19 protein-coding genes and 2 riboswitches are annotated in these 26556 nt (G+C 62.1%); of the genes, 13 read left to right on the forward strand and 6 right to left on the reverse strand.

What is annotated here, in order from left to right; genetic code table 11:
- The first annotated feature begins 163 nt into the window (after positions 1-163).
- On the forward strand, positions 164-2470 hold the full coding sequence (locus tag BFQ04_RS03715; RefSeq protein ID WP_065949639.1) for a fatty acid cis/trans isomerase: 2307 nt from the start codon (positions 164-166) through the stop codon (positions 2468-2470).
- Positions 2471-2502: 32 nt separating this feature from the next.
- On the opposite strand, the gene BFQ04_RS03720 is transcribed toward BFQ04_RS03715, so the two are convergent.
- Positions 2503-6933, reverse strand: coding sequence for an SET domain-containing protein-lysine N-methyltransferase (locus BFQ04_RS03720; RefSeq protein WP_065949640.1), 4431 nt, complete (start codon positions 6931-6933; stop codon positions 2503-2505).
- Positions 6934-7132: 199 nt separating this feature from the next.
- Here BFQ04_RS03720 and nfuA point away from each other — a divergent pair, with 199 nt between their 5' ends.
- Entirely contained in the window at positions 7133-7717 is a 585-nt protein-coding gene (nfuA, locus tag BFQ04_RS03725; protein ID WP_003190728.1) for a Fe-S biogenesis protein NfuA, read from the forward strand.
- A 143-nt stretch (positions 7718-7860) separates the two neighbouring features.
- Here the strand turns inward: nfuA and cobM are convergent, their stop codons facing one another.
- The 4 genes from cobM to BFQ04_RS03745 are packed head-to-tail and all read right to left on the reverse strand — an operon-like array spanning position 7861 to position 9971.
- Complete coding sequence (cobM, locus tag BFQ04_RS03730; protein WP_065949641.1) at positions 7861-8607, reverse strand: precorrin-4 C(11)-methyltransferase; 747 nt, start codon at positions 8605-8607, stop codon at positions 7861-7863.
- Between the two features lie 40 nt (positions 8608-8647).
- The gene (locus BFQ04_RS03735) at positions 8648-9070 is read right to left on the reverse strand and encodes a cobalamin biosynthesis protein (RefSeq protein WP_065949642.1); all 423 of its coding nucleotides are present in this window, start codon (positions 9068-9070) and stop codon (positions 8648-8650) included.
- The gene (locus BFQ04_RS03740; protein WP_065949643.1) at positions 9067-9771 is read right to left on the reverse strand and encodes a CbtA family protein; all 705 of its coding nucleotides are present in this window, start codon (positions 9769-9771) and stop codon (positions 9067-9069) included. The genes BFQ04_RS03735 and BFQ04_RS03740 overlap by 4 nt, the downstream gene beginning before the upstream one ends.
- Before the next feature lie 11 nt (positions 9772-9782).
- Positions 9783-9971: a CbtB domain-containing protein gene (locus tag BFQ04_RS03745; protein ID WP_065949644.1), complete on the reverse strand. Its 189-nt coding sequence runs from the start codon at positions 9969-9971 to the stop codon at positions 9783-9785.
- Between the two features lie 96 nt (positions 9972-10067).
- Positions 10068-10296: riboswitch (cobalamin riboswitch) on the reverse strand.
- Positions 10297-10479: 183 nt separating this feature from the next.
- On the opposite strand from BFQ04_RS03745, the gene BFQ04_RS03750 reads away from it, so the two are divergent.
- From BFQ04_RS03750 to BFQ04_RS03770, 5 genes are all read left to right on the forward strand, one after another.
- Entirely contained in the window at positions 10480-11916 is a 1437-nt protein-coding gene (locus BFQ04_RS03750; RefSeq protein ID WP_175413242.1) for a M10 family metallopeptidase C-terminal domain-containing protein, read from the forward strand.
- 46 nt (positions 11917-11962) lie between these two features.
- Positions 11963-12163: riboswitch (cobalamin riboswitch) on the forward strand.
- 92 nt (positions 12164-12255) lie between these two features.
- Positions 12256-13329: a cobalamin biosynthesis protein CobW gene (gene cobW, locus BFQ04_RS03755; protein ID WP_065949645.1), complete on the forward strand. Its 1074-nt coding sequence runs from the start codon at positions 12256-12258 to the stop codon at positions 13327-13329.
- Positions 13330-13331: 2 nt separating this feature from the next.
- Positions 13332-17099 (forward strand): cobaltochelatase subunit CobN, encoded by a 3768-nt coding sequence (gene cobN, locus BFQ04_RS03760; RefSeq protein WP_065949646.1) that lies wholly within the window; start codon positions 13332-13334, stop codon positions 17097-17099.
- On the forward strand, positions 17099-18097 hold the full coding sequence (locus tag BFQ04_RS03765) for an ATP-binding protein (protein ID WP_065949647.1): 999 nt from the start codon (positions 17099-17101) through the stop codon (positions 18095-18097). The genes cobN and BFQ04_RS03765 overlap by 1 nt, the downstream gene beginning before the upstream one ends.
- A 53-nt stretch (positions 18098-18150) precedes the next feature.
- Positions 18151-18750, forward strand: coding sequence for a vWA domain-containing protein (locus BFQ04_RS03770; protein ID WP_065949661.1), 600 nt, complete (start codon positions 18151-18153; stop codon positions 18748-18750).
- A gap of 199 nt (positions 18751-18949) precedes the next feature.
- On the opposite strand, the gene BFQ04_RS03775 is transcribed toward BFQ04_RS03770, so the two are convergent.
- The gene (locus BFQ04_RS03775) at positions 18950-19897 is read right to left on the reverse strand and encodes a DUF1853 family protein (protein WP_065949648.1); all 948 of its coding nucleotides are present in this window, start codon (positions 19895-19897) and stop codon (positions 18950-18952) included.
- A gap of 156 nt (positions 19898-20053) precedes the next feature.
- Between BFQ04_RS03775 and BFQ04_RS03780 the strand changes: the two genes are divergently transcribed.
- Genes BFQ04_RS03780 through pepN form a run of 6 tightly spaced genes read left to right on the forward strand, consistent with a single transcriptional unit; the run spans position 20054 to position 26554 of the window.
- Positions 20054-20944 carry an NAD(+) kinase gene (locus BFQ04_RS03780; protein ID WP_057725186.1) on the forward strand — a complete coding sequence of 297 codons (891 nt, stop codon included), beginning with the start codon at positions 20054-20056 and terminating at the stop codon, positions 20942-20944.
- On the forward strand, positions 20941-21915 hold the full coding sequence (locus BFQ04_RS03785; RefSeq protein ID WP_371914482.1) for a metallophosphoesterase: 975 nt from the start codon (positions 20941-20943) through the stop codon (positions 21913-21915). Before BFQ04_RS03780 ends, BFQ04_RS03785 begins: the two co-directional genes overlap by 4 nt.
- On the forward strand, positions 21912-22781 hold the full coding sequence (locus BFQ04_RS03790) for a rhomboid family intramembrane serine protease (RefSeq protein WP_065949650.1): 870 nt from the start codon (positions 21912-21914) through the stop codon (positions 22779-22781). The genes BFQ04_RS03785 and BFQ04_RS03790 overlap by 4 nt, the downstream gene beginning before the upstream one ends.
- A 14-nt stretch (positions 22782-22795) precedes the next feature.
- Positions 22796-23056, forward strand: a complete 261-nt coding sequence (locus tag BFQ04_RS03795; protein ID WP_065895393.1) for a YeaC family protein — start codon at positions 22796-22798, stop codon at positions 23054-23056.
- Entirely contained in the window at positions 23053-23883 is an 831-nt protein-coding gene (locus tag BFQ04_RS03800; protein ID WP_065949651.1) for a DUF2797 domain-containing protein, read from the forward strand. The genes BFQ04_RS03795 and BFQ04_RS03800 overlap by 4 nt, the downstream gene beginning before the upstream one ends.
- Before the next feature lie 13 nt (positions 23884-23896).
- Positions 23897-26554: an aminopeptidase N gene (pepN, locus tag BFQ04_RS03805; RefSeq protein ID WP_065949652.1), complete on the forward strand. Its 2658-nt coding sequence runs from the start codon at positions 23897-23899 to the stop codon at positions 26552-26554.
- The last annotated feature ends 2 nt before the right edge of the window (positions 26555-26556 follow it).

Genomic DNA, 26556 nt, shown 5'->3' on the forward strand with positions numbered 1-26556 from the left:
GACTACTCTGGTCAGGCATTACGGAGGGCATGAATGATAACAAACCTGTGCAGGATTTGAGCATGTCGGGTTCTGCATGAATATCGCTCATGTTGCAGGCAGTCATGGCTCGGTAGAATCACCGCCACTTTCAGACTGCACGCCTTGAATCGGGACCGGATACATGTCACTTCGTTTAATTGTCAGCGCCGTTCTGGCTTTGATAGCCAGTACGGTGCAGGCAGATGCTGTGCCGGTAAACCGCTCCGCTTCGGCGATTTCCTACACCCGCGACATCCAACCGATCTTCACCGAGAAGTGCGTGGCGTGCCATGCCTGTTACGACTCCGCCTGCCAGCTCAACCTGGGCAGCGCCGAGGGCGCGACGCGGGGCGCAAGCAAGATGCCGGTGTATGACGGCGAGCGCAGCACCGCCGCGCCGACCACGCGGTTGTTTTATGACGCGTTCGGCAAACAGGCCTGGCAGCAGAAGGGCTTCTATTCAGTGCTGGATGCCCAGGGCAGCCAGGCCGCTTTGATGGCGCGCATGCTGGAACTGGGCCATAACGCGCCGCTGCAACCCAATGCCAGGCTTCCCAATGAGATCGTGCTGGGCTTGAACCGCGCCAATATGTGCGCGACGCCGGGTGAGTTCAGTGCCTACGCCGGTAGTCACCCCAGGGAAGGCATGCCGCTGGCGGTCACCGGCCTGACCGACCAGCAATACCAGACGCTGCAACGCTGGCTGGCCTCCGGCGCGCCGCTCGACGAGCAAAGCCTGGCCCCCAGTGCCAAGGAAGCCTTGCAGGTACAGCAGTGGGAAAACCTGTTCAACCAGCCGGGCGCTCGGGAAAGCCTGGTGGCCCGCTGGTTGTTCGAGCATTTGTTTCTCGCCCACCTCTATTTCGAGAACGGTGAGCCGGGGCATTATTTCCAATGGGTTCGCTCACGCACGCCGAGCGGCCAGCCCATCGATCTGATCGCCACGCGGCGCCCCAACGACGACCCCGGCACCCAGGTGTACTACCGACTGTGGCCGGTGCAGGGCGTGATCGTGCATAAAACTCATATCACTTACCCGTTGAGCGCCGCGAAAATGGCGCGCATCAAGGCGCTGTTCTACGCCGGTGACTGGCAAGTGACAGCCTTGCCGGGCTACGGCCCCGGCAGTCGAGCCAACCCGTTCGCCACCTTCGAAGCCATCCCGGCCAAGGCCCGTTACCAGTTCATGCTGGATAACGCCGAATACTTCGTGCGCACGTTCATACGCGGCCCGGTGTGCCGTGGGCAGATCGCTACCGACGTGATCCGCGATAACTTCTGGACGTTGTTCCAGGACCCGGACCACGACCTGTACATCACCGATGCGCGCTATCGCGGCCAGGCCACGCCGCTGCTGGCCATGCCCGGGCAGAACGATGACGTGGGCAGCGTGCTGAGCCTGTGGCTGGCTTATCGCGACAAGCGCAATCAATACGAAGCCCTGCGCCGTGACAACTATGCGCACTTGCCGGCGCCAGGCTGGTCGACGCTGTGGGCGGGTAATGACAACGCCTTGCTAAGCATCTTCCGCCATTTCGACAGCGCCTCGGTGAACAAGGGCCTGATCGGCGAAGTCCCGCAGACGCTGTGGCTGTTCGACTACCCGCTGCTGGAGCGCACCTATTACCAGTTGGCGGTGAACTTCGACGTGTTCGGCAACGTGTCGCACCAGGCCCAGACGCGCTTGTACTTCGACCTGATCCGCAACGGCGCCGAGCAGAACTTCCTGCGCCTGATGCCGGCCGATACCCGCGAGGACTTCCTTGATGACTGGTACCAGAACAGCGGCAAACTCAAGCTGTGGCTGGACTATGAAGCCATCGATGACGACACGCCGAGCGGGCTTGACCTGAATGAAGAAGACCCTAAACGCGACTTTGCCAATCAACTGCTGAGCCGCTACGGTACCCTGAACGTCAGCCCCGATCCGATCAACCGCTGCACCGGGGCCTATTGCTCGCGCGCCGGTATCGACCCGGCCTTGCAGGACGCCGAACAGGCGCTGAGCCGCCTGACGTCGCGCCCTGCGGCAGGGCTCAAGGTGATCGACCAATTACCGGAGGCCACCCTGCTGCGCATCGAAACCGCCAGTGGTCAGCGGGTGATCTACAGCATGCTGCGCAATCGCGCCCACAGTAACGTGGCGTTCCTGTTGGGTGAGGCGTATCGCTATCAGCCGGGGTTGGACACCCTGACCATCTACCCGGGTGTGCTCAGCAGCTACCCGAACTTCATGTTCAACATCCCTGCCCAGCAAGTGCCGGAGTTTGTTGCGGCGATGGAAAAAGCCAAGGATGCCAAGCGCTTCGAGCAGATTGTCGACCGCTGGGGTATTCGTCGCAGTCACCCGCAGTTCTGGCAGTACTTCCATGACTTGTCGCACTACATCCACGACACCACGCCGGTAGAAGAGGGTGTATTGGACATGAACCGCTACGAGAACCTCTGAAGTGGCGACCGGGGCGATCAGATCGGTCCCCCCTATGGGCGATGGCCTTGGGGTTTTATGTACTTCCAGTATTCTCGCCCGTAGTCCATCAGCAACTCCGTGCCGGCAGGAATATCCTTCCACGCGAGCAGGAACACCATGTACTTGCCTACATGTAAGGCTGCCACATTTTCGATACCGACGTCGGCGATGCGCGGTACGTTGACCGCGTTAATCAGGCTGAGGATATTGCTGTTGCCGTGACCGCTGATAGACGCCCCTTTGGTGTTCGTCTGGAATAGATAAGTACCGACTGCCACCCTGCCTTTTTCCATTACCTCGGCAGCAATCGAAGCCTTGTTCAAGTGCAACTTGCCGGTGTAGGGGCCGAGGACATCGAACCGTTTGATATCGCTCTTGGCGACCACCGATAAACCCCGTTCCGAGCCCTCATCGAGCTTCTTGACCTCAAGCAATCGATCGAGCGTGCGATGGTGATTACCTTCCCTGGCGATCCATTCGCGGATGCTTTTGGTTGCAGCCTTCTTGATCTCGATATGTTGGCGGCCGTTGAACTCATCAAAAAATTGATTGGCCTCGGTGATCTTGATTTTTTCAGGTGGGCCTTCGAGATCCTGGGTCAGGCTGCGCCGCACATCGTTCGGGTCCTGCAGGATCGGTGCATTATTGTTGATTCTGTGATCGTAAGAGCCGGTGATAGACGTGGATCGGTGCCGTGAGGGGGGCGTATCGTCTTCCAGTCGCGGCCGCTTCGAACTGCCCGGCTGGGGCGGGGCAGTTGGGCGTTTCCTGGCGATCGGCTCGTCTACGATGTCTCTTGAGCCGAAAACCCGCATTTCTCTTCCCACACGGGTCAGGCTGCCGTTGTCGTTGACATAGGTGCTCCAGATCACCGGGTTGAGATCGTTTGCTTCAACAAATGTGGCCATGGAAGAGCTTGAATTATTGGCGTTGTAGAGGGTGTACCACGCTTGCAGATGGGTGTGGCTCACCGGGGTGAACTGCGCGCCGCTGGCATGTTTGGCGAGTACCTTTCCGGCTGCCCGATAGCTGCCATCCAGGTTTACATACTCTGCAAAGGCTCTTGGGTCGAGGTTGTGGTCGGCGGCGAATCCCTCGAGGGTGAGCGTGTTGCGTTTTTTCTGGGAGGTCGTGCGCCAACTTTCCAAATGATCGAAGGTTACCTCCGTGCGGGCGGTGCCTGCTCGGTCCAGCATCGTGAGCCCACGACTCGCCAGGTTGTCGCCGGTATGCACAAACTGCCTGAATGCGTTGGGGTCCAGGTTGTAGGTCCGCACAAAATCATCCATGGTTTTTTTCAGGGCGTTTTCACTGGCTTGCGTCCAATTCAACAGGACCGAGGGCGTGACGAAGTCGGGCTTTTCCGGAGCGCCGCCGGTGACTTTGATCAGGCTTGAATACCAGTGCCCCGGCTCTACGGACGATAGAGTGATCGACAAGTCCCGGTTGCTCTTGGGGTTGACCAGCACCACGGAAAAACTGTTGTCGGCGCCGGCGGCGGTCTCCTGGATAAAACCATAGGAGTTGTCCCGCACCTGATATACCGAGATCGTACCTTTGTCATCGATATTGCAGATGAACCGTTGGTTGTACTCGGCACGGAAAAAGATCCCGCGGGAATCGGGCTTGAGCCCTGCAATCCAGCGAGGGTCCACGGCGTATTTGCGGATCAGCGGGTTGCTGTTGCTGATAACCGTGACCGGCTCGCGAAACCGTGGCCCGAAAACGCGGTTGGAGCCGGCGTCAATCAGCCGATAATCCGCAGCCTCCAGGGTGCCGACATTGCGCATGGGGATGTTGGGGCAACCGTCCACCGTGAACAAGCGGTCGCCGGCCTGGCGCGGTGACCAGATGCGCGGGTCGACGGATATCATGTGGCGGGCTGCGACACTCCCGTCGCGCAACTGCGCGATCCCCTTGCTTGCCTGGCGCAGGGCTGCCGTGCCGAGATTGATCAGGGCGAATCGCCCCAGGTTCAATACCGCGACCACCGCACCCAGGGGGTTGAGTTCCTGCAATGTGGCGGTGATCAGCTTTCTGGTCAGCGTGGACAAGTGCGGCAATGCAAGGCGGATACCGGCCTTGCCCGCCTGGACCACGACGCGCGTGCAGCCGGCAATGTATTTACCGATGGGCACACCGAACGACACGATATCGGTAAAAAGGCCGAGCCCACCTGACTCGATACGCTGGGGATCGCCTGAGGCCAGGTCGTCGATAGCGCCCCAGAACGGCACGAACATTTTTCCCCAGTACGAGATGTCTTCAAAAAAGTCACGGCCGATATCCATGGCCCGTGTGGCTTTACGGGTTTTCTCCAAGAGGATCTTTTCATCGCAAAAGAACAACTCACGCGCGATCATCTCTGCCAGTGCCTCGATCCGTGGCGATTGGCGGATATTGGCGGCCAATGACAGGGGCTGCCGAGGGGGCAGCGGCGGTGGGACCTGTGGCGCTTGCTGATCGTGGGGCGCGATGAGCGCTGGCATCACCTGCCCGACTTGCTCGACGATCAGGGTGGCTGTCTGGCCTGGCTCAGGCTTCACGGCGTCCTGATAAGCTTTCCAGTCGAATGGCAGTTCGGTGCCTTTTCTGAAGCGGCCTCGGCTTGAGCGGCTGGTCCCGCCAACACGTTCAACCTTTACCTCGCCGCCCACCCACAGGTTTTTGAGGTCTTCGCGCACGCGAACAATGCCGGCGTTCGGGAAAACCTCGATGTAGCGCAGGGTGTAGGGGTGGTCAGCGCACGCCAGACGCAAGATAAACCCCGAGCGCCCGCGAACGGCGTCAGTGTTGTGCTTGTCTTCATGTTCGACCTGGACGTCATGCAGGGGTTTGCGCAATGAATAAACGGTGATTTCGTCACGGTCGCTATTGCCCGGCCATAACGGCGCAAACTGCGCCAGCAAGCCTTTGATCAGGGTTTTGTAGGCCGCTCTTGGGATGTGCAGGTAGTCATTGAAAGCCTGGTCAAACTCAGCGTCCGAGTTGAAGCGAAAACGACTGGGTGGTTGCAGCGCGAGGTCTTGCGCCGCCTTAATCATCTCGCTTTCATGCTGTTCCAGGGCGGCCAATGCGTGTTCGATGTCTTGGGTGGAGTAGCCGTACCGGCTTACCGGCAGTAGGCCAGTTTCTACTGCCCAGGTGAGCGTCGGTTGGATTTTCGCGGCAACCACCCGTGTTTGTTGTGCTGGTTCGTCGGCATACACACGAAGGAACTCACCCGGCAGATTGAGCAGTCGCTCGAATGTCATATGCCGTGATGAGCCTGGGGCAACGGACTCGGCCAGGATAAACCCGCTTTTGAAGTTGACCCATGCGCTGGAGGTGCCGTAGGGCAACTCATCTGGAATGCCCTCGACCCATATTTCACTGGGAATATTGGCCTTGAGCACGCAGACGGCCAGGCGCGCCGTCGATGGATTGAGGTCCAATGAGCGCTCGTACTCCTTGATCAATGACTGACGAATGACCCCATAGTTGACTGCCGGCGGGATGAACGCTTTGAGTTCGTTGTCGTTGAGTGAGTGGGCGTCGGGCGTGATCGTCAGCCAGAGTGCGCGCCAGAGCAGTTTCACTTTGACGGCTTGCGGGCACTCTTGGTCATCGCCGGCACCATACCAGTCCAGTGCCGCGGCGATGGATTGGCCCACTGCCAGGTTTTCGCGGGTATTGAGCAGCTGTTCCAGGAGGACGGTGGGGGTGGTGTCTAGCGCTGCTTGTTGTGCCGGGGTCAACTGCTGGGGGACTACCTGTGCGAACAACGACCGGGCATTGTCGCGCTCGAGGTCGCGCACGATGTGCTTGATGATCTTGTCGTCCTCTGGTCCTAGCAAGTGTTCCAGGTCGCTGACATGGCCATCGTGACCCAGCCGGCAAAGCGCCCGATATTCCTGCAGGTGGTATTGCACCGCCTTCCACTGGGCCATGGTAGTCGGGGCGGCGGGTATGATTGCGTAGTAGGCCAATACCCGATCAAGCCGAACTGAACCGTCGCTTTTGACGCCGTTGCCGACTTTGCGGTGGATGTCCAGCAGGACGTCGATCTGGTTGGCGAAGTAGAGCGGCGCTTTACGCAGCACCACTGGATGGCCTGCAATGTCGAACACTTCGGCTGGGGTGGGGATAGGTGATTTCGGCGTACTGAGTAGCTCGGACAGGAAGTCGTAAGGGAAATCGCCGAGCGGGGAGTTGTTGGGCGAGGGTTTTTCACTGAGGAACGTCTTGAAGTCGTCATCCTCTTCAAGGATTTTAAGCACGCGAAAAGCGGCTTTGCATTCGCGGCCCAGTGCGGAGTCTGCTGGAGGGTAGTAGTAAGACGTCAGAGCGTTCGCAAGTGTCGGGCCCTGGATCAGGCCCGCCAGATGGTCGAGCAGGTGATCGAGGTCCGACAGACGTGTAGGTGGACTCTTGGACATGAGTCGGGAAAGTGTGGGCTTCATTAAAACCTCGCGCGTGAGCAATTAGGATCGCGACGTCATGCTAGGCAGACTCACTCTCTCGCACGTGCTACATAGATAGGCATTGCTACAGGACTCGGCAGGGGCGCAGCGCCGGGATGCTTTTCCGACAAAAACACTCGGACTTTGTACCTGCGTAATAATTTGGCGTAAACTGCCCGCAAGCCTGTGAGGAGTTTCCATGACTGCCATAACCATTACCGACGCCGCCCACGATTACCTGGCTGACCTGCTGTCCAAGCAGAACACCCCGGGTATCGGCATCCGCGTCTTTATCACCCAGCCCGGTACCCAGTACGCCGAGACGTGCATTGCCTACTGCAAGCCGGGGGAAGAGAAACCTGAAGACACCGCCCTGGGGCTGAAAAGCTTCACCGCGTACATTGATGCCTTCAGCGAAGCCTTCCTCGATGACGCCGTGGTCGATTACGCCACCGACCGCATGGGCGGCCAGTTGACCATCAAGGCGCCGAACGCCAAGGTGCCGAATGTCAACGCCGACAGCCCGGTCAACGAGCGCATCAACTACTACCTGCAAACCGAGATCAACCCGGGGCTGGCCAGCCACGGCGGCCAGGTGAGCCTGATCGACGTCGTGGATGACGGTATTGCCGTATTGAAATTCGGTGGTGGTTGCCAAGGCTGCGGCCAGGCGGACGTGACGTTGCGCGAAGGTATCGAGCGGACCTTGCTCGAACGCATTCCCGAGCTCAAGGGCGTACGTGACGTGACCGACCACACGCAGAAAGAAAACGCCTACTACTGAGTAAGGTGTTCACTGCGACGAAAAACGGCGCCCCGTGAGCGCCGTTTTTTCTGCTTGAAATTCAGTCGGTTGTGATACCTATCTAACAATAAGGATCAAGTGTGGGAGGGGGCTTGCCCCCGATAGCGGTGTGACGTAGAAACTCAAGGTCGGTATAGATGCACATGTCCCGCCCGATACAGTGAAGACTCACTGAACGTGTCACTGGCCAGCACCCGCCCCACCACAATCAGCGCCGTACGTCGAAAGCCTTTGGCCTCGACCTTCCGGGCAATATCACTCAGCGAACCCACCACCCAGTCCTGATCCGGCCACGTCGCGCGGTGCACCACGGCGATCGGGCAATCGGCGCCATAGTGCGGCAGCAGCTCGGCGACGATCTTCTCCAGGTGATTGACCCCCAGGTGAATCGCCATGGTCGTGCCGTGGCGGGCCAGGCTGTCGAAGTCTTCACCGGCGGGCATGCTGGTTTTATCGGCATAGCGGGTCAGGATTACGCTCTGGGCGATATCCGGCAGGGTCAGCTCGGTTTCCAGCAACGCCGCGCAGGCTGCCACCGCCGTGACGCCGGGTATGATCTGGAACGCAATGCCCAACTCACGCAAGTGACGGATCTGTTCGCCAATCGCTCCATACAGGCTTGGGTCGCCGGAATGCACACGCGCCACATCGTGGCCGTTGGCGTGGGCCGTTTTGATCAAGTCGATGATCTGTTCCAGGTGCAGTTCCGCGCTGTTGACCACCTGCTGCGCCTGATGGCCTTCCAGTACCGCTGCGGGCACCAGCGAGCCGGCGTAGATGATCACCGGGCAACTGCGGATCAGCCGCTGGCCTTTGACGGTGATCAGTTCCGGGTCGCCGGGACCTGCGCCGATGAAGTAAACGGTCATGCAAGATTCCTGTTGGAGTGCGCACGAGCATGAACAATGCTCAAGATCGGGTGGGGTGATTATCCGGGTTAGCGTCGACGCCGGCCAATGCAAAGGTGGCCTGCGCGCTTTTGCGGCAAGTGATCAGCAGCCGGACAGGGGCGCTGGCGAGCTGCTCGGCCAGGGCCAGCGCGGCGCTTTCGGCAACCCCATGACACTGGGTATGGGCAAAAGCGACGGCGGATTTGTGGCTCAGACGTTCCTCATAAGCGCTCAGGTGCGCGGCACTGAAACACAGCAGTGGCACGTTCAGTATCCGAGACAGTGCCAAAAGCCCTGGCTCATCCTGCTTGCGCTCAATGCTTGCCAATGCGCTCAGGTGCTGACGGTCGATTCCGGCCTCGGCGAGGGCACTGTCAACCAGCGCCAGCAGGGCCTGGGCACTACAGCCTCGCTGACAGCCCAGGCCGACGACCAGGGTCATGCCGGGTATGAACCGTCGCGGTGCCGGCGGAACAGCCAGGCGCTGATCAAGCCCAGGGCCAGCCAGAACGCAACGTTGGTCAACTGCGAAGCGATCTTGAACTGCGCTTCCAGGGCTTGCGGTGCCAGCATCGAATGCACCTCGGGTTGCGGTGCGCCGATCACGTGGGGCACCACAAGAATTGCCACACCCAGAACTTTCAGCCACCCGTTGCGCCCGAACACCAGCAACGCAATTGCTGCAGCCGTCGAGGCGGCGGTGCCGACCCACCAGATCTGGCGCTGTGCCAGGTCTGCGGCGGCGGTACCCGGCAACTCCGGTGGCAGGCCCAAGGTGGGGGCGAGCACAAAGGTCGCGTAACCGGCCAGCCCCCACAGCAAACCTTGGGCGGTGCGAGTGGGGGCACGCAACGTGTAGAGCCCGGCCAGCATCAGCGCAAACCCGACCGCTACCACCAGGTTGCCGCCGGTGGTGGACAGCACGCGTTGCCAGCCGTCCTGCGGCTCCCAGGCCTGGGCGTCATGGGTGTGTGCAGGCGCGCCTGCGGTGTGCTCATGGGTGACTTCGGTGGCCGATGGGGCCTTTTCGAAGGTTTCCGCCTGCAAAATCAGTGGAGCGACCCACAAGCTTTGCAGCAGCGTCAGCAACAGGGCAGCCAGAAGGCCGGTGAAGCCCGCAGTTTGCGCGATACGCTTGATCATCTCGGCAGGCCTCAGTGGCACGGGAACGCGGCGCTGTGCCGGGTATCATGGGCGGCGTTGTGCACCGCCTCGATATGCGAGAAACCGGCGAAGTACACCAGGCACGCGCCGAGGATCGACGCGCCGATGGCGGCGCTCAGGCGTTGGCTCAGGGTAGAGGTGCTGCTGGCGGTGTGCGAGGTACTGCTGGTGATCGACATGGCGCGTCCCTTCAGGTGTCTTGAGTGAAACGAGCGCATGAGAACCCCGCGAGCCGGGCACGCAGGGTTCTGAACAGCGCCCGCCCACCGCGGGTTTGTTATCTGAATTTTTCGGGCCGGTCTCCGGGCTTGCGAGGGGACGGCTCTGGAAAGAGTCGGCCTGACAAGCGTCTCCTTCCCATGCACAGGCACAGTGGATTTGACGCTTCGCTCGCTTACCGTTGCGGGGGCAGCACCGGACTGTTCATGCCTCTGATCAATCAAGGCATGGGTCACCGGTTTCCCGTTTCACCCTGTGAAGGGCACCCGAAACAAGATGCATAGGAAAACACGGGCCAGACCTGGGCGTCAATTGAGGCACAGGTTGGCGCAGCGCTCAGTGCTGCTGGGCAACCAATAGGCAATATCCTTAATTGGTTAAGGGCGTGCTCATGCTTTATTTTTATTGTCGCGTGTTGGAAGGTGGCCCCTGGAAGTTGAAGTGTCATTCGGGGTAGGAGGCTTATTTATGACGTATGTATCTCGACGTGTTTTTAATCCGGGTAATGTGTCCGAATATAGTCATCAGCTGCAACACGGCTGCGCACCCGACGACCAACAGCGTCCAGGCGCCAACGCCCCCGCGCTTTGGGACACATCCTTGCGTGTCGACGATCCCTACTATCGCGCAGGCTCCGGTAAACCCTCGTGGTCTACGGAGGCGATGGCGCGCAACATTGACAGGAGGGGGCGTCGGTTGACAGACAGCAATCGCGATGGCGTCGTGCGGGTCGGTTATACGTTTAATGAAGTTGCATCACAGGAAAGCAAGTTTAACGAAACACAAAAAGCACAGGCCAGACGTTCAATGCAATCCTGGGCGGATGTGGCGAATATCAAGTTTGAAGAAGATGCTGTTGACGCTGAAGCGCGGCTGCGGTTCGTCAACAGTGACAACCAGCAGCCACCGGTGGCGGACGGCTTGTTCTCGAGTTATCAAGGACGGGTACGGGTTAACCCCGACTATTCGGATAACCGCGCGCCGGCAGTCAACAGCTTCGCGCGCCAAACGCTCACTCACGAGATCGGACACACATTGGGCGCCGCGCATACGGGCAATTATGATGCGTCGTGGGGGCCTTCCAACTATGCAGACCACGCCGCCTACGCACAAGACAGTCGGGGCCACTCCGTCATGAGTTATTTTGCGCCGGGCAATACCGGTCAGGACTTCAAGGGCCAACATGCCTCGTCGCCGTTGATGGCTGACATTGCCTGGTCTCAGCGGGTCTATGGTGCCAATCACCAGACCCGTAACACCGATACCACCTACGGGTTCAACTCCAATACCCAGCGAGACGACCTGTCCTTGAGTTCATCGCGCAACCGTGCTGTCTTTTGCGTCTGGGATGGGGGTGGCAACGATACGTTGGACTTCTCCGGATATCATCAGGACCAGGTGATCAACTTGCGTGCCGAATCCTTCTGCGACGTAGGGGGAATGAAGGGCAATGTGTCCATCGCCAAGGGCGTTGTCCTGGAAAACGCCATCGGTGGTTCGGGCAATGACGTGCTGATCGGAAATGACGCCGACAACCGCCTCAAAGGCGGCGCCGGGGCGGACCGCATGCGCGGCGGTGCGGGCAGCGATACGTTTGTATACGACAATGCCGGTGATTCGACGTTGTACGCCCCGGACCAGGTGACCGACTTTGTCAGTGGTCAGGACAAAATCGATATTGGCGCGCTGTTGCGCAAACATGACATCCGTTCGCTGACATTCGTCAGCCAGTTCACCGGGCGGGCAGGCGAGGTGGGCGTGGGCTACGATCCGCACACGAACGAGTCGTGGGTCGTACTCGACTTGACCGGCAATGGCGAGATTGACCTGTACCTCGAGAGCCAGGGGCAAATACTGCATACCGATATTGTTGGCGATGTACCTGTCAGCTATCACTACGCCTGAACCTTCCATCGCGGCTACGGGACATTGACCGCAGACCGCGCACTGCGTAGCCTTGCCTGCTCGAGGTTCTTCGGCTGCGGCCGAAGCTAAGAAGGGAACGCGGTACAAGCCGCGGCTGCCCCCGCAACTGTGAAGGGTTCACCTGACTGCAATGCCACTGCCGATACGGCGGGAAGGCGCAGCCGGCGCCGGTCGCAAGACCCGCAAGCCCCAAGCCAGGAGACCTGCCTCGCAATCGATTTTTCAATTCAACCGGGCGGGGTGATCCGGTGACGAAACCCGCTGCTGCGCGCCGCCGCAGGGCCTGTCGTCCCGTATGCCCGCCCCAAAGGGCATCCGATGAAAACACTGGCCAAACTCCCCGTCACCATCGTTACCGGCTTTCTCGGCTCGGGCAAGACTACGTTGCTGCGTCATATGCTCGACAACGCCCAGGGCCGTCGCATTGCCGTGATCGTCAACGAGTTTGGCGAGCTGGGCATTGACGGTGAAATCCTCAAGCAGTGTTCCATCGGTTGCACCGAGGAAGAAGCCAATGGCCGCGTGTACGAACTGGCCAACGGTTGCCTGTGCTGCACCGTTCAGGAAGAGTTCTTCCCGGTGATGCGCGAACTGGTGGCCCGACGCGGCGACCTTGACCACATTCTCATCGAAACCTCGGGCCTGGCCTTGCCCAAGCCATTGGTCCAGGCCTTCCAATGGCCGGAAATCCGCAATGCGTGCACCGTGGACGCGGTGATTACCGTGGTCGACAGCCCGGCCGTGGCTGCCGGCACCTTCGCCGCGTTTCCGGATCAAGTCGATGCCCAGCGCAAACTCGACCCGAACCTGGACCACGAGTCGCCTTTGCACGAATTGTTCGCCGACCAATTGGCCAGCGCCGACCTGGTGATCCTCAACAAATCCGACCTGATCAGCGCCGAAGACCTGGCCCGCGTGCGCCTGGAAGTCGCTGAAGAGCTGCCGCCGGCGGTGAAGATCATCGAAGCCAGCAGCGGTCGCCTGCCGTTGGACGTGCTGATTGGCCTGGGTGCGGGCTCGGAGGAGCACATTGATGCTCGCCACAGCCATCATGATCATCACCACGACGGTGAGGACCCCCTTAATCACGACCACGATCACGACGCCTTCGACTCGATCTCCATCGACCTGCCTCAAGCAGACGAAGCCCTGTTGCTCGACGCCCTGACCCAACTGGTGGTGCAGCACGGCATCCTGCGCGTCAAAGGTTTCGCTGCGATCCCGAACAAGCCGATGCGCCTGCTGATCCAGGGCGTGGGCACGCGCTTCGACAAGCACTTTGACCGGGCCTGGGGCTTGGAAGAAGCACGCACCACGCGCCTGGTGCTGATCGGCCAGGAACTGGATGCCGCCGGCCTCGAAGCGCAACTGCGCGCTGCCCTCAGCGTTTAACCATGCACCTGCTCAGGACCCAGCCCGGTGGTTTCGTCGCGGACGACACTATCGCCGACCTTGGCCAAACCCCTGCCGAACTGGTGATCCTGTGCAGCGGCGATTCCAGCCTGGCGCTGCTCGCCGAAGCGGCGCAGCAGTTGCCCGAGGATTACCCCAGCCTGCGCCTGGCCAACCCGATGCAGGTGCAGAACCACGCCTCGGTCGACCTGTACGTCGATGAGGTGCTGCGCCACGCCAAGGTCATCCTGATTTCCTTGCATGGCGGCATCGGTTATTGGCGCTACGGCATCGAGCGCCTGGTGGAACTGGCCGAGCGCGGCGTCACGCTGATCCTGATGCCGGGGGATGATCGTCCGGACCCGGAACTCAGCGGCCTGAGCACCGTCGCCGCCGAACAGCGCGAGCGTCTGTGGCACTTTTTGCGCCAGGGTGGCCTGGGCAATGCGCTGGACTTTTATCACTGTCTGGCCAGTGCCCATCTGGGCCGCGACTATGCCTGGGCCGAGCCGCAAACCTTGCCGCGTACGGCGATCTATCACCCCCACAGAGCCAATGCCCGCCTCAATGACTGGCAGGCGGATTGGCGCGCCGACGTCCCCGTGGCTGCGGTGCTGTTCTACCGCTCCCACTTGCAGGCGGCCAATACCGGGTTTATCGATGTGTTCTGCCAGCGCTTGCAGGCAGCGGGCCTGAACCCGTTGCCCATCGCAGTGGCCAGTTTGAAAGAGCCCGGTTGCCTCACGGTGGTCGAGGACCTGTTGGACGAGGTGCAAGCCGCGGTGATACTCAACACCACAGGCTTTGCCCAATCCAGCCCGGAAGCACCGCACCTGCGCCCGTTTCGGCGCAATATCCCGGTAATTCAGGCGATCTGCGCCCAGGATAACCAACCCGGCTGGGAAGCCAGCGCACAAGGGCTCGGCCCCCGCGACCTGGCGATGCATATCGCCTTGCCAGAGCTGGACGGGCGCATCATCAGCCGGCCGATCAGCTTCAAGGACCTGGCCTGGCGCAGTGAGCGCAGCCAGTCGGACGTGGTCTGCTACCGCGCCGCGCCCGAGCGCATGGATTTTGTCGCCGAACTGGCGCGCCGCTGGGTCGAGCTGGCGCGACTGCCGAATGCGCACAAGCGTGTCGCATTGATCCTGGCCAATTATCCAACCCGCGACGGCCGTATCGGCAACGGCGTGGGCCTGGATACGCCGGCGGCAGCGCTGAACATCCTGCGCGCGTTGCAAGCCGAAGGGTACCCGGTGCCGTCCACCTTGCCGGACAGCGGCACCGCCTTGATCCACGCATTGCTGGGCGGCGTCACCAACGACCTGGACAGCCTCGACCTGCGCCCGTGCCATCAAAGCCTGGGCCTGGACGACTATGAAGCGATGTTCCAGCGCCTGCCTGAAGTCAATCGCCAGGCGGTGATCGCGCGTTGGGGCGCACCGCATCAGGACCCGATGTGCCGCGACGGCCGCCTGATGATCGCCGGCCTGCGCCTGGACCAGACCTTCGTCGGTATTCAACCGGCGCGGGGCTATCAGGTTGATCAGAGCGCGGTGTATCACGACCCTGACCTGGTGCCGCCCCACGGCTATCTGGCTTTCTACTTCTGGCTGCGCCGAACCTACGGCGCGCATGCGCTGATTCATGTGGGCAAGCACGGCAATCTCGAATGGCTGCCCGGCAAGGGCGTGGGCCTGTCGGAAAACTGCTGGCCGGACGTGCTGCTCGGGCCGCTGCCGAATATCTACCCCTTTATCGTCAATGACCCGGGCGAGGGCGCCCAGGCCAAGCGGCGTACCCAGGCGGTGATCATCGACCACCTGATGCCGCCCCTGACCCGCGCCGAAACCTACGGCCCGCTACGCGACCTGGAATTGCTGGCCGACGAATATTACGAAGCGCAGCTGCTCGACCCGCGACGCGCGCTGGAATTGCAGAAAGACATCCTCAAGCTGGTGCGCGAAACCCGTATCGACCAGGAACTGGAACTGGAGCTGGACGGCGAGGCCGATGCCGACATCTGGTTACCGCGCCTGGACACTTACCTGTGTGACTTGAAGGAATCACAGATCCGCGACGGCCTGCATATCTTTGGCGAGTCGCCGGCGGGGCGCTTGCGTATCGATACCTTGCTGGCCTTGCTGCGCATTCCCCGTGGCGATGGCCGTGGCGCGCAATCGAGCCTGTTGCGGGTGTTGGCCAAAGCGTTCGAGCTGGGTTTCGATCCGCTGGACTGTGCGCTGTCAGAGCCGTGGACCGGGCGTCAGCCGGAAGTGTTGCGCAAGCTCGACGCACAGCTGTGGCGCACCGCCGGTGACACCCGCGAGCGCCTGGAGCTCTACGCGATGCGCTTGATCGAGCAGGCGCTGGAGGGGCCGCTGGAGCAGTTGGAGGAAGCCGGCTGGGAAGAGGTGAAGGCGGTGGTCGAAAGCTTGCGCATTGTCGTGGCGCCGCGCCTGGATGCCTGCGGCCCGGCAGAAATGCGCGGCCTGCTGGACGCCCTGGGCGGTCGCTTTGTGCCGGCCGGTGCCAGTGGCGCGCCGAGTCGCGGGCGCCTGGATGTATTGCCCACGGGGCGCAATTTCTTCACCGTGGATGTGCGCAACCTGCCGACCACCACGGCCTGGCGCATCGGGTTCCAGTCGGCCAATCTGCTGCTTGAACGGCACCTGCAGGACCACGGCGATCATTTGCGCCAACTGGGCCTGTCGGTGTGGGGCACTGCCACCATGCGCACCGGTGGCGACGATATCGCCCAGGCCATGGCGCTGATGGGTGTGCGCCCGGTATGGGCCACCGGCAGCCAGCGCGTGGATGACTTCGAGATTCTGCCGATCAGCCTGTTGGACCGTCCGCGTGTCGACGTGACGCTGCGCGTCTCCGGCTTCTTTCGTGACGCGTTCGCCAACCTGATCCGCCTGTTCGATGCGGCGGTGCAAGCGGTGGCGGCCCTGGACGAGCCGGATGACATGAACCCGCTGGCCGCCAAGGTGCGCAGTGAGCGCCAAGCGCTGCTTGAGTCGGGCCTGGACGCAGCGTCCGCGGCGAAACAGGCCGGTTGGCGCATTTTCGGCGCCAAGCCAGGCGCCTATGGCGCGGGCGTGCAGGGTGCGATTGACGGTCGCCTGTGGCAAAGCCGCGAGGACTTGGCCGAGGTGTACCTCAATTGGGGTGGCTACGCCTACGGCGGCGCCGACGAAGGCACCGCTGCCCGTGGGCAATTCGCCCAGCGCTTGAGCCAGGTGCAGGCGGTGCTGCAGAACCAGGACAACCGCGAGCACGACGTGCTCGACTCCAATGATTACTATCAATTCCAGGGCGGCATGCTCGCCGCCGTGGAAACCCTGAGCGGCGACAAGGCCGCCAGCTATCATGGCGATCACAGCCAGCCGGACCTGCCGAAAATCCGCACCTTGAAGGAAGAGCTGAATCGGGTAGTGCGTTCCCGTGCGGCCAACCCGAAGTGGATCGAAGGCGTGAAGCGTCACGGCTATAAAGGCGCGTTTGAAATGGCTGCGACCGTGGACAACCTGTTTGCCTTCGACGCCACCACCGCGTTGATCGATGATCACCAATACGCGCTGCTCGCCGACGCCTACCTGCTCGACCCTGACACCCGCGCGTTTGTGCAACAGCACAACCCCGACGCCCTGCGCGACATGACCGAGCGCATGCTCGAAGCCCAGCAGCGCGGCATGTGGCAAGCGCCCGGCGCTTACCGCGAAGCGTTGGAAAACCTGTTGCTGGATATGGAAGAAGACAGTTGATGACCGATATTGCGCATTTCCCGCTGGCCGCCGTGGTCGCTGCCGATGAGCTGAAACTGGCGCTGTGCCTGAACGCGATCGATCCCAGGATCGGCGGTGTGCTGATCGAAGGCCCGCGCGGCATGGCCAAGTCCACCCTGGCCCGTGGCCTGGCGGACCTGCTCGCCAGCGGGCAGTTTGTCACCTTGCCCCTGGGCGCGACCGAGGAGCGCCTGGTCGGCACCCTGGACCTGGACGCCGCGCTCGGCCAGGGCCGTGCACAATTTTCCCCCGGCGTGCTGGCCAAAGCCGATGGTGGCGTGTTGTACGTTGATGAAGTCAACTTGCTGCCTGATCATTTGGTCGATCTGTTGCTTGATGTGGCTGCCAGCGGCACTAACCTGATCGAACGGGATGGCATCTCCCATCGGCATGCGGCGCGTTTTGTGCTGATCGGCACGATGAATCCGGAAGAGGGAGAGCTGCGCCCGCAGCTGCTCGACCGCTTTGGCTTCAACGTGGCCTTGAGCGGGCAGACGTTGCCGGCCGAGCGTGGGCAGATCATTCGTCGTCGCCTGGATTTCGACAGTGACCCCGTCGCGTTCTGTGAACAGTGGGCGCTGCCGCAAGCCGCTTTGCGCGAACGCTGCACCCAGGCGCGCGCGCGCCTTGACAGTATCGAGCTGGATGACCGTGCCCTGGAGCAGATTACCCAGCGCTGCTTTGCCGCAGGCGTGGACGGGATGCGCGCCGACCTCGTGTGGCTGCGCGGCGCCAGGGCGCATGCCGCCTGGCGCGGGGCCGGCGCTATCGCCGAGGAAGATATAGACGCGGTCGCGGAATTTGCCTTGCGTCATCGACGCCAGGAGCAGGCACCGGCGGCCAGTCCGCCCAACCAGGCCCAAGCCCCCCAACCCTCGGACCCCTCGCCGGGCCAGGGCCAATGGGGCGATATGCCCGCGCCGGCCCTGCCCACCGGGCCCCGCCGCGATGTTCCCGCCTGGCCAAAAAAGCCCTAGGCATTCGCCCTCGACCTGACGCGGGGGCGGATGCCCGACCCAAGGCAGGGCGGCTGGATAATGGCAGGCAAGGCAAGGCGCGCAGTGCGCGCCAGGGCCAAATCAACTGGCCGGTCACCTTGCTCGGCGGCAGGCCGCAAAGCCGTGAAGATTTACGCTGGCAGGTGCGCAGCCGCTCTGCCCAGGAGCTGTGGCTGGTGATTGTCGACGCCTCGGCCTCCACCCGGCGGCACCGCGCGTTGAGCGATGCCAAGGGCCTGCTGGCGCAGGTGTTTGATGACGCCTACCGACAACGTGCGCGCCTGGCTTTGTTGACGGCCAGCGGGCAAGCGCCGAAGTGGCAGGTGCAAGGCTTGAAAGCGGCAAAAAGCCTGGCAGACTGGCTTGAGCCGCTCGGCGCCGGTGGCGGTACGCCGCTGCTGGCAGCCTTGACCGAGGCCGGGCATTGGTTGGTGGCACGGCGCAAGCGTTATCCGGCAGAGCTGCAGCGCTTGCTGGTGATTACCGATGGGCGGCTCAAGGTGATTGATGGGGTGCCGCTGCTGGCGTGCCCGGGATTGCTGGTGGATATCGAGCGCGGGCCGATCCGGTTGGGACGGGCGCGAGAGCTGGCTATTGGGTTGCAGCTGGATTATCGGCATATCGATGAATGAGTAGTGCCTGGCCAGCCGCCATCGGGGGCAAGCCCCCTCCCACAAGGGAAACGCATTCCAAATGTGGGAGGGGGCTTGCTCCCGATGGCGGCCTCCAATACACCACAGATTTATCAGACTGCCCCACACACATCTGGAATGCGTTCCCCTGTGGGAGGGGGCTTGCCCCCGATGGCGATCTTGAATACACCGCAGATTATCAGCCCGCCCCCGGTACATTCGGCCAAAGATCGGCGACTAAAAACAGCCGCTCCGCTTCCTCCCACTCTTCACCGCTCTGCACCAGCCGCACCAGCAATTGCGCTGGCGCCATCGGGTCCAGGTGTGCCAGCCAGCCGCCCATCTGCTCCTCACTCCACACCTCAGCCGCGGGGTAATGCGCCGGTGCCAGCCACGCATGCCGGGGCAGGGGTTGCCAGCGGCCGACGGGGCGGGTGCTCACAAATTCCGGCCAATCGCGCTGATGCAACCAGCGCCCACGCAGATGCTGTGGGTGGGCGCCCACGGGCGAGTCGGCCTGGCCCGGCCACGGGTAAAGCAGATACCCGCCCAGCCACAGGTGCGCATCGAACTGCTGGATATCCAGCGCCGCCAGCGCTTCGCGGCTCTCCGGGCGTGCCGAGATCGGTAATTGATGCTGGGCCAGGTGCGCCAGCTTGCGGTCCAGCCGGTCATGGCAGCCGGGGCCGAGCCATTGCGCGGTGTCCTGGCCGTTGCCGTCCTGTGGACCAAGATAGAGCTTGATCGCCAATTCCAGGTGATGCACGCCGTCGCGGTCGCGCAGCAGCATATCCAGCTCGCCCAGGGTGTGCCCGGCACGGCGGATCGGCAGGTTGGCCGCCAGCAGCTCGACGCCGGGTGCATGCTGCACGGCGAACTGCCACAGGCGCTCATAGTAGAGCCCCAGGCGCCGGGTGCGCGCCAGGCTCAGCCAGTGCTGCAGCGCGCGGCTGTCCTGATCGAGCGCACGTAACCAGGCGTCGAGTACTTGCGGCGCCTGTACCCAGTCACTGCCCGCCAGCGGGTGGCGTTGCGGCCACGGCGTCTGTGCGAGCATCGGTGGGGCGAGCATCACCCACGCCAGGTCGCGCACCTCGGGGTGGCGCAGTTGGCGGGGCAGGGCGTGCAGATCAGGGAACAGAGTCATGGTGCGAGCATAGCCTCTTGAGTCGCGTGCAGGTGCCTGGGAGCCGCCTGAGAACCATTGTCATCGCAGCCCGGCGGCGACAAAGGATTTTGCCTGACGCGGCCTTTCGCCCATAATCCTTTCTTTTTGCCACACCCCTATGCCCGCAGGAGCCCCATGGAGCAATTTCGCAATATCGGCATTATCGGTCGCCTGGGCAGTACCCAGGTGCTGGACACCGTCCGCCGGCTGAAAAAATTCCTGCTGGAACGCCACCTGCATGTGATCCTCGAAGACACCATCGGTGAAATCCTGCCGGGCCACGGCCTGCAGACCTCTTCGCGCAAAATGCTCGGCGAAGTGTGCGACATGGTCATTGTGGTCGGCGGTGACGGCAGCCTGCTCGGCGCGGCCCGTGCCCTGGCGCGGCATAACGTGCCGGTGCTGGGGATCAACCGTGGCAGCCTGGGGTTTCTCACCGATATTCGCCCCGACGAGCTGGAAGTCGAAGTGGCCAAGGTGCTCGACGGCCACTACCTGGTGGAAAACCGCTTCCTGCTGCAGGCCGAAGTGCGCCGCCACGGCGAAGCCATCGGTCAGGGCGATGCCCTCAATGACGTGGTGCTGCATCCCGGCAAGTCCACGCGAATGATCGAGTTCGAGCTGTATATCGACGGCCAGTTCGTGTGCAGCCAGAAGGCCGACGGCCTGATCGTCGCCACGCCGACCGGCTCCACCGCGTATGCGCTGTCGGCGGGTGGCCCGATCATGCATCCCAAGCTCGATGCCATTGTGATCGTGCCGATGTATCCCCATATGTTGTCGAGTCGGCCGATTGTGGTCGACGGCAACAGTGAGCTGAAGATCGTGGTGTCCAAAGACATGCAAATCTATCCGCAAGTCTCCTGCGACGGGCAGAACCATTTCACCTGCGCCCCCGGTGACACCATCACCGTGAGCAAAAAGGCACAGAAGTTGCGCTTGATCCATCCGCTGGACCACAACTACTACGAAGTGTGCCGCACCAAGCTGGGCTGGGGCAGCCGCTTGGGGGGTGGAGGCGACTGATGCTCGATCCCGCGCGCAGCTACGACCTGATTGGTGACGTGCACGGTTGCGCCCACACGCTGGAGCACTTGCTCGACCGGATGGGTTACCACAAGCAGGGCGGCACCTGGCGCCATCCGTCGCGCATGGCGGTGTTTCTCGGCGATATCATCGACCGTGGGCCACGCATCCGCGAAGCGCTGCACATCGTCCACGACATGACCGAGGCCGGCCAGGCGCTGTGCATCATGGGCAACCATGAGTTCAATGCGCTGGGTTGGACCACGCCGGCACCGCCGGGCAGCGGCAAGCAGTTCGTGCGCGAGCACAACCCGCGTCATGCGCGGTTGATCCAGGAGACACTGACCCAGTTCGAACAGCACCCGGCCGACTGGCACGACTTCCTCGGCTGGTTCTATGACATGCCGCTGTTTGTCGACGCCGGGCGTTTCCGTGTGGTGCATGCGTGCTGGGACGAGGGCTTTATCCAACCGCTGCGCGCGACCTTCCCGGATGGCTGCATCGATCAGCACTTCCTGCAGGCCGCCGCCGTACCGGGCAGTTTTGCCTGCAACGCATTCGATCGCCTGTTGCGCGGCACCGACATGCGCCTGCCGCACGGCCTCACCCTGACCGGTGGCGATGGCCTGACGCGTTCGTTCTTCCGCACCAAATTCTGGGAAGACGACCCGAAAACCTACGGCGACATCGTGTTCCAGCCCGACGCCTTGCCCGAGCCCGTGGCGCGCACGCCGTTATCCTCCACGGAAAAGAACACCCTGCTGCGCTATGGCGTCGACGAGCCGTTGTTGTTCGTCGGTCATTACTGGCGCAGCGGCAATCCGGCGCCGATCCGCCCGAACCTGGCCTGCCTGGACTACAGCGCGGTGCTGTACGGCAAGCTGGTGGCGTATCGCCTGGACCAGGAAACCCGACTGGATCCGCATAAATTCGTCTGGGTCGACGTTGAGCGACCTGAGGTTATTCAATGAGTACCGTGGCTGTATTGCGCCTGCCCCTGAGTGTCGATCTGGGCGGTTTCGTCAAATTGCTGCACCGCATGCAGGTGCCCCATCGCGTCAGCGAGGAAGCGGGCGAGCAAGTGCTGTGGGTGCCCGAGAGCATCAGTGACGACGTGCGCGTGTTGTACCAACGCTTTCCCGCCGGCGACCCGGACCAGCAACTGGATATTCCCGAGCAGGCACCGGTTGCGCGCCCCAGCTTTATCCAGCAGGTCCGGCACAGTCCGGTCACGGCACTGGTGCTGCTGGCAAGCCTGATCGTTGGCGCGGTGACGCTGCTCGGCGAAAATCTGCAGACCATGGCCTGGCTGACGTTCCTGCCGTTCCGGGTGCTGGGCGAGTACATCCAGTTCACGCCGTTGGCCGACAGCCTGGCGTCCGGGCAGTGGTGGCGGTTGGTCACGCCGATGCTGATTCACTTCGGCATCCTGCACCTGGCCATGAACGGCATGTGGTACTGGGAGCTGGGCCGACGCATTGAAGCGCGCCAGGGCGGCATCAACCTGCTGGGCCTGACCCTGTTGTTCAGTCTGGTCTCCAATTACGCGCAGTACGCTTACGGCGGTCCGGGCCTGTTTGGCGGTTTGTCCGGCGTGTTGTATGGCCTGCTCGGGCATTGCTGGATCTTTCAGTTACTCGCGCCCAACCCGGCGTATCGCCTGCCCCGTGGGGTGCTGGTGATGATGCTGGTGTGGCTGGTGCTCTGCCTGTCGGGGCTGGTCTCGATGATCGGCTTCGGTGAAATCGCCAACGCGGCCCATGTGGGTGGCCTGGTTATCGGTTGCCTGACCGGCTTGCTGGGCGGGTTGTACAACCGCCGCAAATCGCCTATTTGATAAGGAAGAGCCTCATGTCCTCTTTTGCTGAAATGATCGAAAACATCACCCCGGACATCTACGAGAGCCTCAAGCTCGCCGTGGAAATCGGCAAGTGGTCCGACGGCCGCAAGCTCACCGCCGAACAGCGCGAGCTGTCGTTGCAGGCGATGATCGCCTGGGAACTGCAGAACCTGCCCGAAGACCAGCGCACCGGCTACATGGGCCCGCAGGAATGCGCGTCGAAATCGGCACCGGTGCCGAACATCCTGTTCAAGTCGGATGCGATCCATTGATTGAAATCGGTCGCGGTGCAGTCAGCAAAATGTCGGTAAAACTCGGTGAGCCGACCGTTCAGTACGCGTTTCGCCTTGGCGACACCGAGGTGCCGGTCAACCCGTTGATCGGCACCCATATTCGCCTGGAATACCTCGGTGCGATTCATTGCAGCCATTGCGGCCGCAAGACCAAAAACAGTTTCAGCCAGGGGTATTGCTACCCGTGCATGACCAAGCTGGCCCAGTGTGACCTGTGCATCATGAGCCCCGAGCGCTGCCATTACGACGCCGGCACCTGCCGCGATCCGGGCTGGGGTGAAACATTCTGCATGACCGACCATGTGGTGTACCTGGCCAATTCGTCGGGGATCAAGGTCGGCATCACCCGCGCCACGCAGTTGCCGACCCGCTGGCTCGACCAGGGCGCCAGCCAGGCGCTGCCGATCATGCGTGTGGCCACGCGCCAGCAGTCCGGCTTTGTCGAAGATCTGTTTCGCAGCCAGGTGGCCGACAAGACCAACTGGCGTGCGCTGCTCAAGGGCGACGCGCAGTCCGTCGACCTCAAGCAGGTACGCGATGAACTGTTTGCCGCCTGCGCCGAAGGCTTGCTCGGTTTGCAGGAACGCTTTGGCCTGCAGGCCATCCAAACCATTGCCGACGTCGAGCCGATCGAGATCCGCTACCCGGTGGAGCAGTATCCGGCCAAGATCGTCAGCTTCAACCTGGACAAGAATCCGATTGCCGAAGGCACGCTGCTGGGAATCAAGGGCCAATACCTGATCTTCGACACCGGCGTGATCAATATTCGTAAATACACGGCCTACCAGCTCGCCGTGCATCAGTAGAAGGATGCCACCCATGCGCACCGAACAACCGAAGATGATTTACCTGAAGGACTATCAGGCGCCGGACTACCTGATCGACGAGACGCACCTGACCTTCGAGTTGTTCGAGGACCACAGCCTGGTCCACGCGCAACTGGTGATGCGCCGCAATCCCGAGCGCGGCGTCGGTTTGCCGCCGCTGGTGCTGGATGGTCAGCAACTGGAGCTGCTGAGCGTGAACCTCGCCGATCAGGCGCTGACGGCGGCTGACTACCAGTTGACCGACAGCCACCTGACCGTGCAGCCCAGGAGTGAAACCTTCACCCTCGACACCACGGTCAAGATTCACCCGGAAACCAACACCGCCCTGGAAGGCCTGTACAAGTCCGGCGGCATGTTCTGCACCCAGTGCGAGGCCGAGGGTTTTCGCAAGATCACTTACTACCTTGACCGCCCCGACGTGATGAGTGTGTTCACCACCACGGTGATCGCCGAACAGCACCGCTACCCGGTGCTGTTGTCCAACGGCAACCCGATTGCCAGCGGCCCCGGCGAAGACGGTCGGCACTGGGCGACCTGGGAAGACCCGTTCAAGAAACCCGCCTACCTGTTCGCCCTGGTGGCCGGTGACCTGTGGTGCGTCGAAGACAGCTTCACCACCATGACCGACCGCGAAGTCGCGCTGCGCATCTACGTCGAGCCGGAAAATATCGACAAGTGCCAGCACGCCATGACCAGCCTGAAAAAATCCATGCGCTGGGATGAACAAACCTACGGCCGCGAGTACGACCTCGACATTTTCATGATCGTGGCGGTGAACGACTTCAACATGGGCGCCATGGAGAACAAGGGCCTCAATATCTTCAACTCCAGCGCTGTGCTGGCCCGCGCCGAAACCGCCACCGACGCCGCACACCAGCGCGTCGAGGCCATCGTCGCCCACGAATATTTCCACAACTGGTCGGGTAACCGCGTGACCTGCCGCGACTGGTTCCAGTTGTCGCTCAAGGAAGGTTTCACCGTGTTCCGCGACTCGGGCTTCTCCGCCGACATGAACTCGGCCACGGTCAAGCGCATCCAGGACGTGGCGTACCTGCGTACCCACCAGTTCGCCGAAGACGCCGGCCCCATGGCCCATGCGGTACGCCCGGAGAGCTTTATCGAGATCTCCAACTTCTACACCCTGACGGTTTACGAAAAGGGCTCGGAAGTGGTCGGCATGATCCACACCTTGCTCGGCGCCGAGGGCTTTCGCAAAGGCAGCGACCTGTATTTCGAGCGCCATGACGGCCAAGCCGTGACCTGCGACGACTTCATCAAGGCCATGGAAGATGCCAACGGCGTCGACCTCAGCCAGTTCAAGCGCTGGTACAGTCAGGCCGGAACGCCGCGTTTGGCGGTGAGCGAGTCCTACGATGCGGCGGCCAGGACCTACAGCCTGACCTTCCGCCAGAGCTGCCCGCCAACCCCGGACAAGGTGGAAAAACTGCCCTTCGTGATCCCGGTCGAGCTGGGCCTGCTGGACGGGCAGGGCGCCGCCATCCCCCTGCGCCTGGCCGATGAGCCGACGGTTGGCGCTCCCTCACGAGTGATCTCGGTGACGCAAGCCGAGCAGACGTTCACCTTTGTCGATGTCGCTGAAAAACCGTTGCCTTCCCTGCTGCGCGGTTTCTCGGCGCCGGTGAAACTGAGCTTCGCCTACACCCGCGACCAACTGATGTTCCTGATGCAGCACGACAGCGACGGGTTCAACCGCTGGGATGCCGGCCAGCAACTGTCGGTGCAGGTGTTGCAGGAACTGATCGGCCAGCATCAGGCAGGGCAACCGCTCAAGCTCGATCAGCGCCTGATCGACGCGCTGCGCACGGTATTGAGCGACGAAAGCCTGGACCAGGCCATGGTCGCCGAAATGCTCTCGTTGCCGAGCGAAGCCTACCTGAGCGAAATCAGCGACGTGGCGGATGTGGAGGCCATTCACGCCGCCCGTGAATACGCCCGCAAGCAACTGGCCGAGAACCTGTTCGAAGGCCTGTGGCTGCGCTACCAGGCCAACCGTGAGCTGTCCAGGCAAACGCCGTACGTGGCCGAGGCCGAGCACTTTGCCCGGCGTGCCCTGCAGAACATCGCGTTGTCGTACCTGATGCTCAGCGGCAAGCCAGAAGTATTGACGGCCACCCTGGATCAGTTCGACACCAGCGATAACATGACCGAGCGCCTGACGGCCCTGGCCGTGCTGGTGAACTCGCCGTTCGAAGCGGAAAAAACCCAGGCACTGGCGGTGTTCGCCGAGAACTTCAAGGACAACCCGCTGGTCATGGACCAATGGTTCAGCGTGCAGGCCGGCAGCACCCTGCCGGGCGGGCTGGCGCGGGTCAAGGCGCTGATGGAGCACCCGGCGTTCACGATCAAGAACCCGAACAAGGTGCGCGCACTGATCGGCGCTTTTGCCGGGCAGAACCTGATCAACTTCCATGCGGCGGATGGTTCGGGCTACCGTTTCCTGGCGGACCTGGTGATCCAGCTCAATACGCTGAACCCGCAGATTGCTTCACGCCAATTGGCACCCTTGACGCGCTGGCGTAAATACGACGCCGCCCGGCAGGCGCTGATGAAGGCGGAGCTGGAGCGCATTCGTGGCTCGGGCGAGCTGTCCAGCGATGTGTTCGAGGTGGTCAGCAAGAGCCTTGCCTGACA

Origin of the sequence: Pseudomonas sp. 37 R 15 (assembly GCF_900004865.1) — a bacterium.
In the GTDB taxonomy this organism is placed as follows: Bacteria; Pseudomonadota; Gammaproteobacteria; order Pseudomonadales; family Pseudomonadaceae; genus Aquipseudomonas; species Aquipseudomonas fluorescens_AM.

Bases quoted from the DNA above. Each gene is read 5' to 3' on its own strand.
- cobM (WP_065949641.1), bottom strand. From the start codon at position 8,607: ATGACCGTTTACTTCATCGGCGCAGGTCCCGGCGACCCGGAACTGATC.
- BFQ04_RS03750 (WP_175413242.1), top strand. From the start codon at position 10,480: ATGACGTATGTATCTCGACGTGTTTTTAATCCGGGTAATGTGTCCGAA.
- BFQ04_RS03745 (WP_065949644.1), bottom strand. From the start codon at position 9,971: ATGTCGATCACCAGCAGTACCTCGCACACCGCCAGCAGCACCTCTACC.
- BFQ04_RS03740 (WP_065949643.1), bottom strand. From the start codon at position 9,771: ATGATCAAGCGTATCGCGCAAACTGCGGGCTTCACCGGCCTTCTGGCT.
- cobW (WP_065949645.1), top strand. From the start codon at position 12,256: ATGAAAACACTGGCCAAACTCCCCGTCACCATCGTTACCGGCTTTCTC.
- BFQ04_RS03780 (WP_057725186.1), top strand. From the start codon at position 20,054: ATGGAGCAATTTCGCAATATCGGCATTATCGGTCGCCTGGGCAGTACC.
- pepN (WP_065949652.1), top strand. From the start codon at position 23,897: ATGCGCACCGAACAACCGAAGATGATTTACCTGAAGGACTATCAGGCG.
- BFQ04_RS03795 (WP_065895393.1), top strand. From the start codon at position 22,796: ATGTCCTCTTTTGCTGAAATGATCGAAAACATCACCCCGGACATCTAC.
- BFQ04_RS03735 (WP_065949642.1), bottom strand. From the start codon at position 9,070: ATGACCCTGGTCGTCGGCCTGGGCTGTCAGCGAGGCTGTAGTGCCCAG.
- BFQ04_RS03720 (WP_065949640.1), bottom strand. From the start codon at position 6,933: ATGAAGCCCACACTTTCCCGACTCATGTCCAAGAGTCCACCTACACGT.
- BFQ04_RS03715 (WP_065949639.1), top strand. From the start codon at position 164: ATGTCACTTCGTTTAATTGTCAGCGCCGTTCTGGCTTTGATAGCCAGT.
- BFQ04_RS03765 (WP_065949647.1), top strand. From the start codon at position 17,099: ATGACCGATATTGCGCATTTCCCGCTGGCCGCCGTGGTCGCTGCCGAT.
- cobN (WP_065949646.1), top strand. From the start codon at position 13,332: ATGCACCTGCTCAGGACCCAGCCCGGTGGTTTCGTCGCGGACGACACT.
- BFQ04_RS03790 (WP_065949650.1), top strand. From the start codon at position 21,912: ATGAGTACCGTGGCTGTATTGCGCCTGCCCCTGAGTGTCGATCTGGGC.
- BFQ04_RS03775 (WP_065949648.1), bottom strand. From the start codon at position 19,897: ATGACTCTGTTCCCTGATCTGCACGCCCTGCCCCGCCAACTGCGCCAC.
- nfuA (WP_003190728.1), top strand. From the start codon at position 7,133: ATGACTGCCATAACCATTACCGACGCCGCCCACGATTACCTGGCTGAC.